Origin of the sequence: Bradyrhizobium sp., assembly GCF_036009065.1 — a bacterium.
GTDB lineage: Bacteria > Pseudomonadota > Alphaproteobacteria > Rhizobiales > Xanthobacteraceae > Bradyrhizobium.
On sequence record NZ_DASYMN010000279.1, the window covers coordinates 24,388 to 39,911 of the forward strand.

At 63.7% G+C, this 15,524-nt stretch carries 16 protein-coding genes; 11 read left to right on the forward strand and 5 right to left on the reverse strand.

Translation table 11 applies throughout. From position 1 onward, the window contains the following. The first annotated feature begins 6 nt into the window (after nucleotides 1-6). Nucleotides 7-1,428, forward strand: a complete 1,422-nt coding sequence (locus VGP39_RS17290; RefSeq protein WP_327569320.1) for an FAD-binding oxidoreductase — start codon at nucleotides 7-9, stop codon at nucleotides 1,426-1,428. A 112-nt stretch (nucleotides 1,429-1,540) separates the two neighbouring features. Beyond that, a complete protein-coding gene (locus tag VGP39_RS17295) occupies nucleotides 1,541-2,122 on the forward strand; it encodes an NUDIX domain-containing protein (protein WP_327569321.1) in 582 nt (193 codons plus the stop codon). Nucleotides 2,123-2,214: 92 nt separating this feature from the next. Here VGP39_RS17295 and VGP39_RS17300 read toward each other — a convergent pair whose 3' ends face one another. Next, complete coding sequence (locus VGP39_RS17300; RefSeq protein WP_327569322.1) at nucleotides 2,215-2,982, reverse strand: SOS response-associated peptidase; 768 nt, start codon at nucleotides 2,980-2,982, stop codon at nucleotides 2,215-2,217. A gap of 62 nt (nucleotides 2,983-3,044) precedes the next feature. Here VGP39_RS17300 and VGP39_RS17305 point away from each other — a divergent pair, with 62 nt between their 5' ends. The 4 genes from VGP39_RS17305 (at nucleotide 3,045) to VGP39_RS17320 (ending at nucleotide 4,868) form a co-directional block, all read left to right on the forward strand. After that, nucleotides 3,045-3,581, forward strand: coding sequence for a hypothetical protein (locus VGP39_RS17305; RefSeq protein ID WP_327569323.1), 537 nt, complete (start codon nucleotides 3,045-3,047; stop codon nucleotides 3,579-3,581). Continuing rightward, nucleotides 3,581-4,012 carry an NUDIX hydrolase gene (locus VGP39_RS17310; RefSeq protein WP_327569324.1) on the forward strand — a complete coding sequence of 144 codons (432 nt, stop codon included), beginning with the start codon at nucleotides 3,581-3,583 and terminating at the stop codon, nucleotides 4,010-4,012. Before VGP39_RS17305 ends, VGP39_RS17310 begins: the two co-directional genes overlap by 1 nt. An 89-nt stretch (nucleotides 4,013-4,101) precedes the next feature. Further along, on the forward strand, nucleotides 4,102-4,479 hold the full coding sequence (locus VGP39_RS17315) for a TIGR02301 family protein (protein ID WP_327569325.1): 378 nt from the start codon (nucleotides 4,102-4,104) through the stop codon (nucleotides 4,477-4,479). 125 nt (nucleotides 4,480-4,604) lie between these two features. Continuing rightward, entirely contained in the window at nucleotides 4,605-4,868 is a 264-nt protein-coding gene (locus VGP39_RS17320) for a hypothetical protein (RefSeq protein WP_327569326.1), read from the forward strand. 242 nt (nucleotides 4,869-5,110) lie between these two features. Here the strand turns inward: VGP39_RS17320 and VGP39_RS17325 are convergent, their stop codons facing one another. Continuing rightward, a complete protein-coding gene (locus tag VGP39_RS17325; RefSeq protein ID WP_327569327.1) occupies nucleotides 5,111-6,445 on the reverse strand; it encodes a dihydroorotase in 1,335 nt (444 codons plus the stop codon). Between the two features lie 99 nt (nucleotides 6,446-6,544). On the opposite strand from VGP39_RS17325, the gene VGP39_RS17330 reads away from it, so the two are divergent. The 5 genes from VGP39_RS17330 (at nucleotide 6,545) to VGP39_RS17350 (ending at nucleotide 12,037) form a co-directional block, all read left to right on the forward strand. Further along, nucleotides 6,545-7,426: a folate-binding protein gene (locus tag VGP39_RS17330; protein ID WP_327569328.1), complete on the forward strand. Its 882-nt coding sequence runs from the start codon at nucleotides 6,545-6,547 to the stop codon at nucleotides 7,424-7,426. After that, nucleotides 7,423-8,049, forward strand: coding sequence for a DNA-3-methyladenine glycosylase I (locus VGP39_RS17335; RefSeq protein ID WP_327569329.1), 627 nt, complete (start codon nucleotides 7,423-7,425; stop codon nucleotides 8,047-8,049). The genes VGP39_RS17330 and VGP39_RS17335 overlap by 4 nt, the downstream gene beginning before the upstream one ends. Next, nucleotides 8,049-8,663: an HD family hydrolase gene (locus VGP39_RS17340; RefSeq protein ID WP_327569330.1), complete on the forward strand. Its 615-nt coding sequence runs from the start codon at nucleotides 8,049-8,051 to the stop codon at nucleotides 8,661-8,663. Before VGP39_RS17335 ends, VGP39_RS17340 begins: the two co-directional genes overlap by 1 nt. A gap of 57 nt (nucleotides 8,664-8,720) precedes the next feature. Then, nucleotides 8,721-9,227 (forward strand): tyrosine phosphatase family protein, encoded by a 507-nt coding sequence (locus VGP39_RS17345; RefSeq protein WP_327569331.1) that lies wholly within the window; start codon nucleotides 8,721-8,723, stop codon nucleotides 9,225-9,227. 143 nt (nucleotides 9,228-9,370) lie between these two features. Further along, a complete protein-coding gene (locus VGP39_RS17350; protein WP_327569332.1) occupies nucleotides 9,371-12,037 on the forward strand; it encodes a DUF2339 domain-containing protein in 2,667 nt (888 codons plus the stop codon). Nucleotides 12,038-12,203: 166 nt separating this feature from the next. Here VGP39_RS17350 and VGP39_RS17355 read toward each other — a convergent pair whose 3' ends face one another. From VGP39_RS17355 to VGP39_RS17365, 3 genes are all read right to left on the reverse strand, one after another. Continuing rightward, nucleotides 12,204-12,818, reverse strand: coding sequence for a hypothetical protein (locus tag VGP39_RS17355; RefSeq protein WP_327569333.1), 615 nt, complete (start codon nucleotides 12,816-12,818; stop codon nucleotides 12,204-12,206). A 102-nt stretch (nucleotides 12,819-12,920) separates the two neighbouring features. Beyond that, the gene (locus tag VGP39_RS17360; protein ID WP_327569334.1) at nucleotides 12,921-13,907 is read right to left on the reverse strand and encodes an MDR family oxidoreductase; all 987 of its coding nucleotides are present in this window, start codon (nucleotides 13,905-13,907) and stop codon (nucleotides 12,921-12,923) included. Between the two features lie 45 nt (nucleotides 13,908-13,952). Continuing rightward, entirely contained in the window at nucleotides 13,953-15,203 is a 1,251-nt protein-coding gene (locus tag VGP39_RS17365; protein ID WP_327569335.1) for an MFS transporter, read from the reverse strand. Nucleotides 15,204-15,524: the final 321 nt, after the last annotated feature.

A 15,524-nucleotide genomic window follows, 5' to 3' on the forward strand; every position in this document is an offset into this window, starting at 1 on the left:
ACAGAGATGAACATCGTCCAGCCACCGCCGCTGTCGCCCGAACTGATCGCGCGCTTCAAGACCATCGTCGGCGACAAATATGCGGTGACGGATGCTAACGACATCGCGCCTTATGTCACCGAGGAGCGCAACCTGTTTCACGGGCACTCGCCCTTGATATTGCGGCCCGGCTTGACCGCGGAAGTTTCCGCGATCTGCAAACTCGCTTCCGAACACGGAATCGCGCTGGTGCCGCAGGGCGGCAATACCGGCCTGGTCGGCGGCCAGACCCCGCACAACGGCGAGGTCGTCATTTCGATGCGGCGGATGGACAAGATCCGGGAGATCGACACCGCGTCCAACACCATGACCTGCGAGGCCGGCGTAATTCTGCAGAATGCGCAGCAGCGCGCCACGGACGCTGACCGGCTGTTCCCGCTGTCGCTCGGCGCCGAAGGCAGCTGCACCATCGGCGGCAATCTCTCCACCAATGCCGGCGGCACCGCGGCGCTGGCCTATGGCGTGGCGCGCGAGATGGCACTCGGGCTTGAGGTGGTGCTGGCGGACGGCCGTATTCTGGGCGGCCTGTCGAAGCTGAAAAAGGACAATACCGGCTACGATCTGCGCAACCTGTTCATCGGCGCCGAAGGCACGCTCGGCATCATCACCGCGGCGACGCTGAAATTGTTTCCAAAGCCGCGCGCGGTGGAAACCGCCTTCGCCGGCCTCAAATCGCCGGCCGATGCGCTAAAACTGCTGGAGATTTCGAGAGACGAGGCCGCCGGCAGCCTCACCAGTTTTGAGCTGCTTGCCGATATCGCCGTCGATTTCAGCGTCCGCCACGGCATCGACGTGCGGCATCCGCTGTCATCAAGGTATCCCTGGTATGTGCTGATGGAGCTGTTGTCGTCGCGTGACGACGCGCGCGCCACGCTGGAGGCTATACTCGCGCGCGGCATGGAAGATGGCATTGTTGACGACGCCGTGATCGCGGCCAATCTGAGCCAGCGCAGCGCCTTCTGGAAGCTGCGCGACGAGATGAGTGCGGCGCAGAAGCCGGAAGGCGGCTCGATCAAGCACGACATCTCGGTGCCGGTCGCAGCCGTGCCTGATTTCATCGCGGAGGCCAATGCGGCGGTGATAAAATTGATGCCCGGCGCGCGGCCGGTGCCGTTCGGCCATCTCGGCGACGGCAACATCCATTACAACGTCAGCCAGCCCGTTGGCGCCGACACCGCGGATTTTCTCGGCCGATGGCATGAGGTCAACGCCGCCGTGTTTGCCATCGTATTGCGGATGGGCGGCTCGATCTCCGCCGAGCACGGCATCGGCGTGCTCAAGCGCGACGAACTGCCTGACGTAAAGGACAAGGTCGCGATCGAGCTGATGCGCGACATCAAGGCGATGCTGGACCCGCTTGGCATCATGAATCCCGGCAAGGTGTTGTAGGGTGGGGAAAGGCGCATTCGCGCCGTGCCCACCGCTATGCCTCAACGAATTGTATGCTTGATTGGTGGGCACGCTTCGCTTTGCCCACCCTACCGGTCTGCGAAAGGCAATCATGACAGTCTCCGACCGCATCCGCATCAAGGACGTCCGTGTCCTGTCGGACAACCACTATGTGCTGAAAACCACCACCTTCGAATGGCGGCGCGCCAATGGCGCGTGGCAGACGCAGCATCGCGAGACCTATGATCGCGGCAACGGCGCCACGCTGCTGCCCTACAACCTTGCACAGCGCACGGTGGTGCTGGTTCGGCAGTTCCGCTATCCGGCCTATGTCAACGGCCATGACGATCTGCTGATCGAGGCCGCGGCGGGACTGCTCGACGATGAATCTCCGGAGGTGCGGATTCGCGCCGAGGCCGAAGAGGAAACCGGCTACCGGCTCGGCGAAATCCGCAAAGTGTTCGAGGCCTTCATGAGCCCTGGCTCGGTCACCGAAAAACTCCATTTCTTTGTCGCGGAATATCAGCCGGGCATGCAGGTCGGCAGCGGCGGCGGCATCGCCTCCGAAGGCGAGGACATCGAAGTGCTGGTACTGCCGATCGACGAGGCGCTGGCCATGGTCGCCGACGGCCGCATCGCGGATGCCAAGACCATCATGCTGCTGCAATATGCGGCGCTGAACATTTTTCGGTAGTTGTCATGGCCGGGCTTGTCCCGGCCATCCACGTCTTACAGACCATCGATAAGAAAGACGTGGATGCCCGGGACAGGCCCGGGCATGACGAGTCAAAACAGCGACCCCTGCTCGTCATCGTCCGATGCCGCAGCCACCGGTTTGCGTTGCACGGCTTTCTTCACCGGCTGTGCCTCCTCAGCAGCCGCCGCTTCTGCCGAGATCGGCAAGATCAGTTGCGCATCATCGTTAGCGACGCGGTTGACCCTGGTTGACACCTGATGCCAGACGAATTCGCCTTCCTCGGGTGCGGTCAGCAGTGGCAGCGCGGCCTCGACATCATCATTCGAACAATCCAGCCAGCGGTCGAAATCACCCCGCGCAATCGTCACCGGCATGCGCGGATGCAGCACGGCGAGATCGGCGCCGGCCGCCGTGGTGACGATCGCGACCGTGTCGAGTTCCTCGCCGTTGGGGCCGATCCAGGTTTCCGCAAGGCCGGCGAAGCCGAACGGCCGGCCATCGCAGGCATGGATGAAATACGGCCGCTTGCGCGCCTCCGATGGCGGCCATTCGTACCAGCCGTCCGCCGGGATCAGGCAGCGCCGCCGTTTGATCGCGTTCTTGAACGCCGGCTTGTCCACGACCGTCTCGGCGCGGGCATTGATCAGCAGCGCAAAGCCGCGGGGGTCCTTGACCCAGGCCGGGATGAAACCCCAGCGCATCAGATGAAAACGCCTGACGCCGTTCTCGATGATGACCACGGGAACCGGCTGGGTTGGCGCAATATTGTGGCGCGGGGGAAAATTCGGCTGCTCGATATAGCCGAACAGCCGGCGCAGGGCCTCCGGCGCCGAGGTAAGTACAAAACGTCCGCACATTGTGCCATCCAGATAGGCGCCCGTTCAGCACCTTTTAACCCCAACCATCAACACTGCGGCCGATGACATCAACGGCGTCCAAGACAACTCAAAAGACAGCGCACATCGTTTCCGAGCCATCGCGCAAGGACGCCGGGAAGACCGCGCGGGCCGCCGAATTGCGGGCCGCCAACATCAACCCCCGCACCGGACTTGCCACCGACTACCTGAATCATTTCAACGAGGCCATCATGCTGCTGGAAATGATTCCGGATATGCCCGATTGCGCCGAGGATTTCCTGACCTGGCGGCCGCTGTCCTATCGCGAGCATTTCGCCGCCTCCAATTTCAGGGCGCGCGAGCTGGCGATTGCGGCCTATGATTCGGCGGATTCCAGGATTCGCGGCGAGTTCGACAGCATAACCTCTGCCATGACCTCGATCCTGACCGCGGTGGGGACGGCGATGCGCCAGGCCCGGCAGGACAAGACCCGCGCCAGATTGGCCGAGCAGGCCACCGGCTGGGTCAAGCCGCTGGTGACGCTGGCCGGCGGCATCATCAATGGCCAGGGAATCCAGTCTGGCGCCGAAGCCGATGTCGACTACATCATGACGCATTGATGTCGGTGAACCCGCCAGAGCCGCTGTCCCGGCCGCAGATCGCCGTCAGCGCCGCCATTTTTCGCGATGGCAAGGTCCTGCTGGTTCGGCGGGCGCGATCTCCGGCCAAGGGGTTTTATTCGCTGCCGGGAGGCCGGGTGGAATTCGGCGAGACGCTGCACGCCGCCCTGCACCGGGAAGTGGACGAAGAAACCTCGCTCAAGATCGAGATCGTGGATCTGGCAGGATGGCGCGAGGTAGTTCCGGGTCCAACCGGAGGCGGACACTATCTGATCATGTCATTCGCGGCGCGTTGGCTTGCCAGCGAGCCCGTCCTGAACGACGAGCTCGACGATTTCAAATGGCTGCCGCCAGATGAGCTGGGCGATCTGAAGCTGACAGGAGGCCTCAGGGAAGTCATCCAGTCGGCCCGGCGCCTGATCGCGATCTGAGCGCGATTTACCTGGAAATACAGGTCCAGCCGGCGCGCCTTGCTTCCATCGCATTGAAAAGGCATATCACGCCGGTCCTGGACCGCTTCATGCTGAAACATTTTCTCGCAGCCCTCATCGTGATTTCGGCATGCAACCTCGGCCCGGCACGGGCCCAGGACGCCGCCGCGCCGTTCGACGGCGACCTGCAGCGGCTGGCTGAAATCCTCGGCACCCTGCATTATTTGCGCGGCATCTGCGGCACCAATGAAGGCCCGAAATGGCGCAACGAAATGCAAGCGCTGATCGACGCCGAAACACCCTCCGGCGATCGCCGCGCGCGCATGATCGCCGGCTTCAACCGCGGCTATAATGGGTTCCAGCAGACCTATCGGACCTGCACCCCCGCGGCCTCCGTCGCGATCCGCCGCTATATCGAGGAAGGCTCGCGGATATCGAGGGATCTGACGGCGCGCTACGCCAACTAGAACAATCTGAATCCGCGCTGTTAACCTTTCCTAAAGAACTGCCTAGCCCGGTTCGCTCCTCATGCTAAACCTCGGCGGTTCGCGCGCTCCGCAGTGGATCGCGCACGTAAAGTCTGTCGAGTTTCATGAGCCATCCAGCGTTCACGACCGCCCGCGCTCCGTTGCACGATCACGAACAGAAGCAGGCCGCGCTCGGCTATCTCAACGAAGCCTGGGCGGAAGCCCGGCACGATGGCGTCGACGGCGACTGCCTCGCGCAGGCCAGCCTGTTCGCCGCCTTCGCCGAGCTGGTCGGCACCTACGGCGAAGACGCGGTGGCAAAATTCGTCGAAGGCCTGCCCGTCCGCGTCCGCAACGGCGAGTTTTCGATCACGCTGGCGAAGCAATAGGCCCAACTGTCATCCCCGCGAAAGAGCTTGTGAATCTATTGATTTTTGCGTTTTCCGACATGAGTCAAATCAAAGACTTAGGACCCGCAGAAACGTCGAAATTCGAATAGATTCACAAACTCGAAAGCGGGGAACCAGTAATCACCGACGCCGGTGGTCTGAACTAACGCCGCGGCGTACTGGGTCACCCGGTCAAGCCGGGTGATGACTGCTGTAGGTGTTGCGGTGCTGTGCACGCGACATCAAGCCTTCAGAGTCTCCAGAAACCGCACCGGCTCGCCGGTCGATGGCGTGAGCAGTTCGCCCTGCCACATCACCCGCCGCCCGCGCACGAACGTGCCGACCGGCCAGCCCGTCACTTTGACGCCGTCATAGGGCGTCCAGCCCGCGCGCGAGGCGACCCATTTGTTGGTGATGGTCTCGGTGCGCTTGAGATCGACGATGGTAAAATCCGCGTCATAGCCGGCGGCGATCCGGCCCTTGCACGCGATATTGAACAACCGCGCCGGTCCCGCGCTGGTGAGATCGACGAAGCGCGCCAGCGATAATTTTCCGGCATTGACGTGATCGAGCATCAGCGGCACCAGCGTCTGCACCCCCGTCATGCCCGAGGGTGAGGCCGGATAGGTCTTTGCCTTTTCCTCCAGCGTATGCGGCGCGTGATCGGAGCCGAGCACGTCGATGATGCCCTGCGCGATGCCGCGCCAGATGCCGTCGCGATGGCTGGCGTCGCGCACCGGCGGATTCATCTGCGCGCGGGTGCCGAGCCGATCGTAGCATTCCGGTGCAGCCATCGTCAGATGATGCGGCGTCGCCTCGCATGAAGCGACGTCCTTGTGGTCACGGAGAAACTCGATCTCCTCTTTGGTGGAGATGTGCAGCACGTGAATGCGTTTTCCCGTTTCGTGCGCCAGGCTCACCAGGCGCTGCGTCGCCAGCAGCGCCGCGGTCTCGTCGCGCCACACCGGATGCGAGCGCGGATCGCCCTCGACCCGCAGATGCTTGCGCTCATTCAGACGGTACTCATCCTCGGCATGAAACGCGGCGCGGCGGCGGATCACCTTGAAGATACGCCGCAGGCTTTCGTCATCCTCGACCAGCAGCGCGCCGGTGGAGGAGCCGATGAACACTTTTACCCCGGCGCAGCCGGGCGCGCGTTCCAGGTCCGGCAGGTCATCGACATTTTCGCGGGTGCCGCCGATGAAGAACGCGAAATCGCAGTGCATGCGGTGGCGGCCGCGCTTGATCTTGTCGCCAAAATTCTGCGCGTTGATGGTGAGCGGATCGGTGTTCGGCATCTCGAATACCGCGGTGACGCCGCCCATCACCGCGCTGCGCGATCCGGTCTCCAGGTCTTCCTTGTGGGTCTGGCCCGGCTCGCGGAAATGCACCTGGGTGTCGATCACGCCGGGCAGGATGTGCAGGCCCTTGCAATCGATGATTTCGCCCGCGCGGGCCGCGCCGAGCGAACCGATCTCGGCGATTCGCCCATTGGCGATACCGATGTCGCGGATGCCCTCGCCGTCCTGATTGACGACGGTGCCGGATTTTAGAATCGTGTCAAATGTGGTTGTCATCGTTCCCTTAAAGCCCGGTCGCAGCCCTTGTTACCAGCACTTTAGCGGCTTACGTTGCAATGTGATATCCAGCCCCGACGTTTCCCCAGAGAACTTGATATGAAAGCGGCATTTCTAGCGGACCGGGGCGTAATCAAAGTCGGCGGCGAGGCCGCGCGCGATTTTCTCAATGGCCTCGTCACCACCGATGTCGGCCTGATCCGGCCGGGCCTCGGCCGGTTCGGGGCGCTGCTGACGCCGCAGGGCAAGATCGTGGTGGATTTTCTGATCACCGAAGCGCCCTCGGGCCACGGCGGCGGCTTCCTGATCGACTGCCCGCGTGCGCTGGCGCAGGGACTCGCCGACAAGCTGGGGTTTTACAAATTGCGCGCCAAGGTAAGCGTTGAGAATCTGACCGACAGTCTCGGCGTGCTCGCGGTATGGGAAGGCGAGCCTGCCATCAAACCGGACCTGACATTTGCCGATCCGCGCAACGAAAAGCTTGGCTGGCGCATCCTGATCCCGGCGGAACTCGCCCCGAAAGTCGCAAACCTGATTGCGGCCGACCTCGTCGACAGCACGGTCTATGATATCAATCGCATCGCCTGCGGCGCGCCGCGCGGCGGCGTCGATTTCATGTATGGCGATGCGTTCCCGCACGAAACCAACATGGACCGGCTGCACGGCGTCGATTTCGACAAGGGCTGCTATGTCGGGCAGGAAGTGGTGTCGCGGATGCAGCATCGCGGCACCGCGCGCACCCGCACGGTGCGCCTGATCCTCGACGACGCGCCGCCGGAGGCGGGAGTTGCCATCGTCGCCGGCGACAAGCCGGTGGGCACCATGGGCTCGTCGGCTGGTGGCATGGGATTGGGACTGCTGCGAATCGACCGCGCCGCCGACGCGCTCGACGCCGGAACGCCGCTGACGGCGGGCGGCATTACGATCCGTCTTACCGATCCGGACGAAGTCCGGCCGGCGCCAAAGAAGACGGTCGCATGAGCCGAGCAGCGCGCCTGCATGCCGACGGCCTGGTGCGGTGTCCGTGGCCGGGCGAGGATCCGCTCTATATGGCCTATCACGACACCGAATGGGGGGTGCCGGAATATGACGACCGCGCGCTGTATGAAAAACTCATTCTCGACGGTTTTCAGGCCGGGCTGTCGTGGATCACCATCCTGCGCAAGCGCGACAATTTCCGACGCGCTTTCGACGATTTCGAGCCGGCGAAGATCGCGCGCTATAACGCGAAAAAGATTCACGCGCTGATGAACGACGCCGGTATCGTGCGCAACCGGGCCAAGATCGAGGGCGCCGTCAACAGCGCGAAATCGTATCTGAAGATCATGGATGAAGGGCCCGGCTTTTCGAAATTGCTGTGGGATTTTGTCGGCGGCAAGCCGAAGATGAACAATTTCAAGACCACCGCCAGCGTGCCGGCCTCCACACCGCTGTCGATCAAAATCTCGAAAGAACTGGCCGGGCGCGGATTCAAGTTCGTCGGCCCCACCATCGTTTATGCCTTCATGCAGGCCACGGGGATGGTCAACGATCATCTGGTGAGCTGTCATTGCCACGATAACTGCGCCGGCCAGAAGCGCGTGCCGCGCCTTAATCCCAAGTAATGGCGAAGGCTGGCGCCGCATCCGGCCTTTCCACTCGCGCCTGGCAGCGCATGCTGTCAGGACGGCGGCTCGATCTGCTGGATCCCTCGCCGCTCGATATCGAGATCGCCGATATCGCCCATGGGCTGGCGCGGGTGGCGCGTTGGAACGGGCAGACCAATGGCGCGCATATTTTTTCGGTGGCCCAGCACACGCTGCTGGTCGAGACCGTCATGCGCGAGCAGATGCCGCGCGTCGATGTCAGGGTCCGGCTCGCGGCGCTGCTGCACGACGCGCCGGAATATGTCATCGGCGACATGATCTCGCCGTTCAAGGCGGTGCTGGACGGCGCCTACAAGGCCGTGGAAAAACGGCTGCTATCCGCGATCCACATCCGGTTCGGATTGCCGCCGGTGCTGGCCGCCGGGGTCACGCAGCAAATCAAGGCCGCCGACAAAGGCGCGGCATATCTCGAAGCCACGCTGCTGGCAGGCTTCGCAGAAGCCGAGGCGAAGCGCTTGTTCGGCAGGGATCCCGGCCTTCCCCCGGCGACCGTGCAGGATTATCTCACGCCGTGGAGCGCCGCCAAAGCCGAGAAGCGGTTCCTTGCGCGGTTCGAGATGCTGCACGGTTGATGCACGCTTTCGCCGGCCGGCGCGTGGGCTTATGATCGCGCCAATCAAAGGACCGCCATGATTCACGTTTGTTCGCTCGCCGCCCTTCCGGAAACCGTCCATGCCACGGGCGCGAGCCATATCCTCACCGTCATGGCCAACGTCAACCAGGTGCGGCGGCCGGCGTCGGTGCTGGAGGCCAATCATCTTCGCGTCTCGATGGATGATATCACCGAGCACATGGATGGTTTTATAGCGCCGTCGGACGTCCATATCGAGCAGGTGCTGAATTTCGTGCGCAGCTGGAACCGCAGCGCGCCGCTGGTGGTGCATTGCTATGCCGGTATCAGCCGGTCCACCGCGAGCGCCTTTGCCGCGGCCTGCGCGCTCAATCCGGATCGCGACGAACTCCTGATCGCGCGGCAAATCCGCGCCGCCTCGCCGATCGCCCAGCCGAATCGGCTGATCGTGAGCCTCGCCGACAAGGCCCTGGGGCGCGAGGGACGCATGCTGCGCGCGCTGGACGAAATGGGCCCGGGCAACATGATGATCGAAGGCCGGCCGTTCCGCGTCGACCTCGACTGACAAACCAAAATATCCCACCGCGCTTGAACTTAACCTGCGCACGTCGACACAGAGACAGGTGTCAGGTCTGTGGAAGCGATTCTGCAGTGCTGTTGACGCGCGCTTGCCTCTCGGCCCGTGGGAGGAAAAGGATTTAGCGTCCGATGTTCGAATTTTTCGCGCTCGTGATTGCCATCGTGGCGTTTATTTTCGCGCGCAAGGCGCTCAACCAGATCGACGCGCTGCGCACGCGGCTGGACGCGCTGGAAGCGGCAGGGCCTCTGCTCGCTGCGACGCCGGTCGCGCCGCCGCCGGTACCGGCAACCGAAACCCCGATCGCGCCGCTCGCCACTGACGAAGTCAGCGCCAAACCCACCGAACAAGCAGCGCGGATTCCGCCGGCATCGCCGCCTCCGATACCGGGCATTTCCGCGCCGGCGCCGCAACCCGGTCCCGGCTTCGAGGAACGGATCGGTACCCGCTGGGTGGTCTGGGTCGGCGGCCTGACGCTGGCGCTGGGCGGTTTCTTCATGGTGCGCTATTCGATCGAGCAAGGCCTGCTCGGACCCGGCGTGCGCGTGTTGCTCGGCGGCCTGTTTGCGCTGGCGCTGCTTGCCGCCGGCGAATGGACCCGGCGTAAGGAAAGCTTAGGCGCGATCGAGCCGCTGCCGATCGCCAATATTCCGGCGGTTCTCACCGCCGCCGGCACCGCCGTTGCCTTTGCCACGGTCTACGCGGCCTATGCGCTTTACGGCTTTCTCGTCCCGGCGACGGCGTTCATTCTGTTAGGGATGGTTGCGCTGGGCACCCTGGCCGCCGCACTGCTGCACGGGCCGGCGCTGGCCGGCCTCGGCATCGCCGCCGCTTTCGCGACGCCGATCCTGGTATCTTCGGAGAAGCCGGATTTCTGGGCGCTGTATCTTTATCTCGCCGTCGTCACTGCCGCCGCCTTCGGCCTCGCGCGCATTCGGCTGTGGCGCTGGCTTGCGGTCACCACCATCATGCTCGCGACGTTGTGGACCTTCCCCTGCCTGCAATGCGGGCCGTCGATGGTCGGGCCGCACGCGTTCCACGTGTCAGCCGGATTTATCCTCGCGGCGCTGCTGGTGGTATGCGGATTCATGTTCGGGCCGCCGGCGCAGCAAGGCCGCATCGAGCCGATCTCATCCGGCGCGCTCGCGGCCTATCTGCTCGGCGCGACGATGATCGTGCTGAACAGTTTTCATGCCGACACCGCCATGATCGCGTTCGCATTGCTGGTGGCCGGCGCCTTGTTCGTCGCATGGCGCACCGACGCCGCCGCCGGCGCGATCGTCGCAGCTGCCGCGTTCGTCTTCATCGTGTTTGCCGAATGGGCGGTACGCGGCAACCCGGACATGATGGTGCTGCCCGGCGGACCCCTGCCCGGCATCGGGCCGAACGCCAGCGACGGCTCGGTCTCGTTGCATCTGATATCCGCGGCGATTTTCGCGGTCGGCTTCGGCGCCGCAGGGTTTCTGGCGCAGGGCCGCTCCGTCAGCGCCATCGTGCCGGTGGTATGGTCGGCCTGCGCCGTGTTTACACCGCTGGCGCTGCTGATCGCGCTCTATGCCCGCATCGCGCACCTCGATCGCTCGATCCCGTTCGCGATTCTCGCCGTCGTGCTCGCCGCAGCCTTCGGTGCGGCAACGGAAAGCTTGAGCAAGCGCGATCACCGGCCCGGGTCGCCGATCTCGATCGCACTGTTCGCCACCGGCACGTTAGCTGCCATCGCGCTGGCGCTAACCTTTGCGCTGGAAAAAGGCGGGCTGACGATCGCGCTTGCGCTGATGTCGCTCGGCACGGCGTGGATTTCGAAGCAGCGGCCGATTCCGTTCCTGCGCTGGCTCGCGGCAATCCTCGCCGGCATCGTGATGGCGCGCATCGGATATGAGCCGCGCATCGTCGGCGACGCTGTGGGCGCCACGCCGATCTTCAACTGGCTGCTGTGGGGCTATGGCATGCCGGCGCTGGCGTTCTGGACCGCCGGCATCCTGCTGCGCCGCCGCGGCGACGACGCGCCGCTGCGCATGGTAGAGGCGGCGGCGATCCTGTTCACCGTGCTGCTGGCGTTCATGGAAATCCGCCATGCCGTGAACAACGGCAATGTCTACTACGCCAATTCCTCCCTCGTTGAGATCGCGCTGCAGGTCTGCGTCGCGCTGGCAATGGCGATCGGGCTGGAGCGCTTGAGAATCCGCACCGGCAGCATCGTCCACAATGTCGGCGCGATCCTGCTCACGGTGTTTGCCGGCCTCGCCAGCGTGTTCGGCCTGATGCTGCTGGAAACGCCGATAATCTGGCCGATCAATGTCGGCGGCGTATTCTTCAACCTTCTTCTGCTCGGCTACGCAATGCCTGCGGTGCTGGCGCTACTGTTGTCCTATGCGGTGGCAGGACGGCGCCGCGCCGCGTACGCCAACACCATCGCCGCGTTCGCCCTGGTTCTCGCGCTGACTTATGTCACATTTGAAATCCGCCGGCTCTATCACGGCCCGATACTGAGCAGAGGCCCCACCACCGGCGCCGAGCAATACAGCTACTCGGTCGCGTGGCTGGCGTTTGGCGTCGTTCTGCTCGGTATCGGCATCCTGTTCAACTCGCAGCGCGCACGGCTTGCGTCCGCGATAGTGATCGCGCTGACCATCGCAAAGGTGTTCGTGATCGACATCTCGACGCTGACGGATGTCTACCGCGCGTTGTCGTTCATTTGCCTCGGGCTGGTGCTGTTGCCGATCGGCTGGCTGTACCAGCGGATCCTGTTCAGGCGACCGGCGCTGCCGCCGGTGCCTGCAGTACAGCCCGAGCCGTAGAGTCACGCGAAGACTCAGCGTTCCCCGGATGCAGCGCAGCGCGCCGCCTTTGCGGCGTGGTGCGCTGCTAAGCCGCGGTCGTAACGAAGGGTCAGTCTACGTGAAGGTCCCGGCTCTGCGGAGCGGCATGAAGAATGCCGCACCGCGTCCGGGACACGAGGCGACATCAGTCTGTCGAGCGGCGCAGTTCAGGTGCGGCTTCAGCCTTCGCCGGCTCGGACTGCGCTTCCGATTTGACCGGTTCGATCCGGGCGCTTTCGACCCGCGGCGTCTCGACGCGCGCCGATATTTCGGTGCGCGATGCATCGGCCGACCGCGTCGGCTCCGGCGCATGCAGCGAACGCGGACGCGACACCGCGCGCGCCATCAGCATGTGGCCGGCGCCCTGATGCCGGAAATTGCAATACGCAAAGCCCATGCCCGACACCGAGCCCTGGAAACTCCGCTCATCGTTCTTGACGAGGTTGAAGCACGGCTCGAACGGAATGCCCTTCAGCGACGCGCAGACGGCCTTGCCGCGAACCTGAAGCGTATTGCCGGGAAGGCGGACACGGCGCATCGGGCCGGCGCCCGCGAACTGTATGGAGCCGGAGGCGCCACCGTCATCGAGAATCCGGCCTGCGCCGCGCGTGCCGTCGAAGCAGGTGAATGCGAACACCTTTCCGGACACGAACCTGCGGGCCTCATCGGCATTCATGGTCTGCCCGGCTATCGCGGGCACGGCCACCGCTGCGGCGGCCGAAACTGCTAACGAGGCTCCCAACACCAAACGCGCAAGCATGCTTAACTCCAACCTACTGGGCGGGTTGACATCTTTACCCGCTGCTTACCATACCAACCATGGCGACATTGGCGCAGCTTGGTTGGTAAAGTCTGAACGTTGTCAGAGAATTTTTACCACGACTCGGCCGCGGACCTCGCCCGCGAGGATTTTCGCGCCGGCGGCGATGACCTCGCCGAGACCGATTTCCTGAGTGATTTCAGCAAGTTTGCCGTGATCGAGATCGCTTGCCAGCCGCGCCCAGGCGGCCTTTCGAAGCTCGATCGGGCACATCACCGAATCGATGCCGAGAAGCGACACTCCGCGCAAAATAAACGGCGCCACCGAGGACGGCAGGTCCATCCCCGCCGCAAGGCCGCAGGCGGCAATTGCCCCGCCATATTTCGTCATCGACAAGAGATTGGCGAGGGTGGTGGAGCCGACGCTGTCGATGCCGCCGGCCCATCGCTCCTTCGCCAGCGGCTTGGCCGGCCCTGACAGCTCGGTGCGGTCGATCACCTCAGACGCGCCGAGATCCTTGAGATAGCCGGCTTCCGACACGCGGCCGGTCGAGGCGATGACGTGATAGCCGAGCTTTGACAGCACGGCGGTTGCCACCGAGCCGACGCCGCCGGCGGCGCCGGTGACGACGATTGGGCCGTTGTTGGGTGTCAGGCCATGTTTCTCCAGCGCCAGCACCGAGAGCATTGCCGTATAGCCGGCGGTCCCGATCGCCATCGCGTCCCGCGTGGACATCCCCTCCGGCAGGCGCACCAGCCAGTCGCCCTTGACACGGGCCTTTTCGGCATAGGCGCCGAGATGGGTCTCGCCCATGCCCCAGCCGTTGCAGATCACTTTGTCGCCGGTTTTCCACGCGGGATGGGAGGACTGCCCGACGGTGCCGGCGAAATCGATGCCCGCGATCATGGGAAAACGTCGTACCACCGGCGCCTTGCCGGTGACGGCAAGGCCATCCTTGTAGTTCAGCGTCGACCATTCGACGGCGACGGTGACATCGCCTTCCATCAACTCGGCTTCGTCGAAATGCGTGACAGCGACGGTGGTGCCCTTCTCCGCCTTGTCGATCCTGATCGCCTTGAACGTTCCCACGCGCACTCCTGAGGCTTGCTCTTGGAAGTGCCGATTTTGGACGCTCTAGGCCGGCTGCGCAACCGGGCGCGCCACCGGCGCCTCGACGATCGGCAGGTTGATCAGCGCCGACAATATGCCGAACAGCACCGACAGCCACCAGATCGGCGTGTAGGAGCCGAATTTCTCGAACACGATGCCGCCGAGCAGCACGCCGAGGAAGCCGCCGACCTGATGGCTGACAAAAGCGAATCCATACAGCGTCGCAAACCAGCGCGTCCCGAACATCAGCGCCACCAGCGCCGACGTCGGCGGCACCGTCGACAGCCACGTCAGTCCGGTGGCGGCGCCGAACACGATCGCCGAGAAGGTCGTGATCGGGAACGAGATAAAGGCGACGATCGACAACGCACGCAGGAAATAGATCGTCGACAGGATGTAGCGCTTCGGAAAGAAGTTCTGCAGCCAACCGACGCCTAGCGAACCGATGATGTTGAACAGGCCGATCGCGGCGATCACCCAGCCGCCGGTTTGCGCTTGTATGCCCTGGTCGACCAGATAGGCCGGCAGATGCACGGTGATGAAGGCGAGCTGAAAGCCGCAGGTAAAGAAACCGAGCACCAGCAGAACATAGGAGCGATGGCCGAAGGCTTCCGCCAGCGCCACCCTGAACGACTGCTGGTCCGCCGCGGGCACGTTCGCCGATGTCGCCGGCGGAGTAGCAAGCGCAAGCGACAGCGGTATTATCAGCAGCATCAGGACGGCAAACACCGTCAATGCCGCCTGCCAGCCGAAATTGTCGATCATGGCGACGCCGAACGGTGCGAACAGGAACTGCCCGAACGATCCCGCGGCGGTTCCGGCGCCAAGCGCAATTCCCCGCCGCTCGGGCGGCAGCAGCTTGCTGAACGCGGACAGCACCAGGTTGAACGAACAGCCGGACAGTCCAAAACCGATCAAGACGCCGGCGCCGATATCCAGCGACAGCGGCGTCGCGGCGTAGCGCATCATGAACAGCCCGCCGGCGTAGAGAACCGCGCCGACGCACATCACGCGCAGCACGCCGAACCGGTCGGCGATCGCGCCGGCAACCGGCTGGCCCAGTCCCCACAACAGGTTTTGAATGGCGAGCGCGAGGCCGAACACGTCGCGGCCCCAGGCGAACTCCCGGCCCATCGGCTGAACGAAAAAGCCCAGGCTTGATCGGGGTCCGAAGCTCAACAGGGCGATCAAGCAACCGCAGATGATGATCACTAGCGGCGTGCGCCAGCCGGGAGCGGCGGGAGTCACTCGCAGATTGCCTTCAGCCGCCGCCATGCAAGTCGCCCTCACCGTCAATGAGAGAGTTAGTTAATGCATTTGCATGGAAACGCCAGCCGGCATGTTCAGGAAAGCGCGGCTGCATTGCAGCGATGCAAATCGGTTATAACGCCTCCGTCATCCTGAGGTGCTCGCCGTTCTTCACGGCGAGCCTCGAAGGATGGGCCACAAGTGCCTGCGGCCGTCCTTCGAGACGCCGCGCAAGCGCGCGGCTCCTCAGAGTTTGTGAATCTATTCGAATTTCGACGTTTCTGCGGGTCCTAAGTCTTTGATTTGACTCATGTCGGAAAACGCAAAAATCAATAGATTCACAAGCTC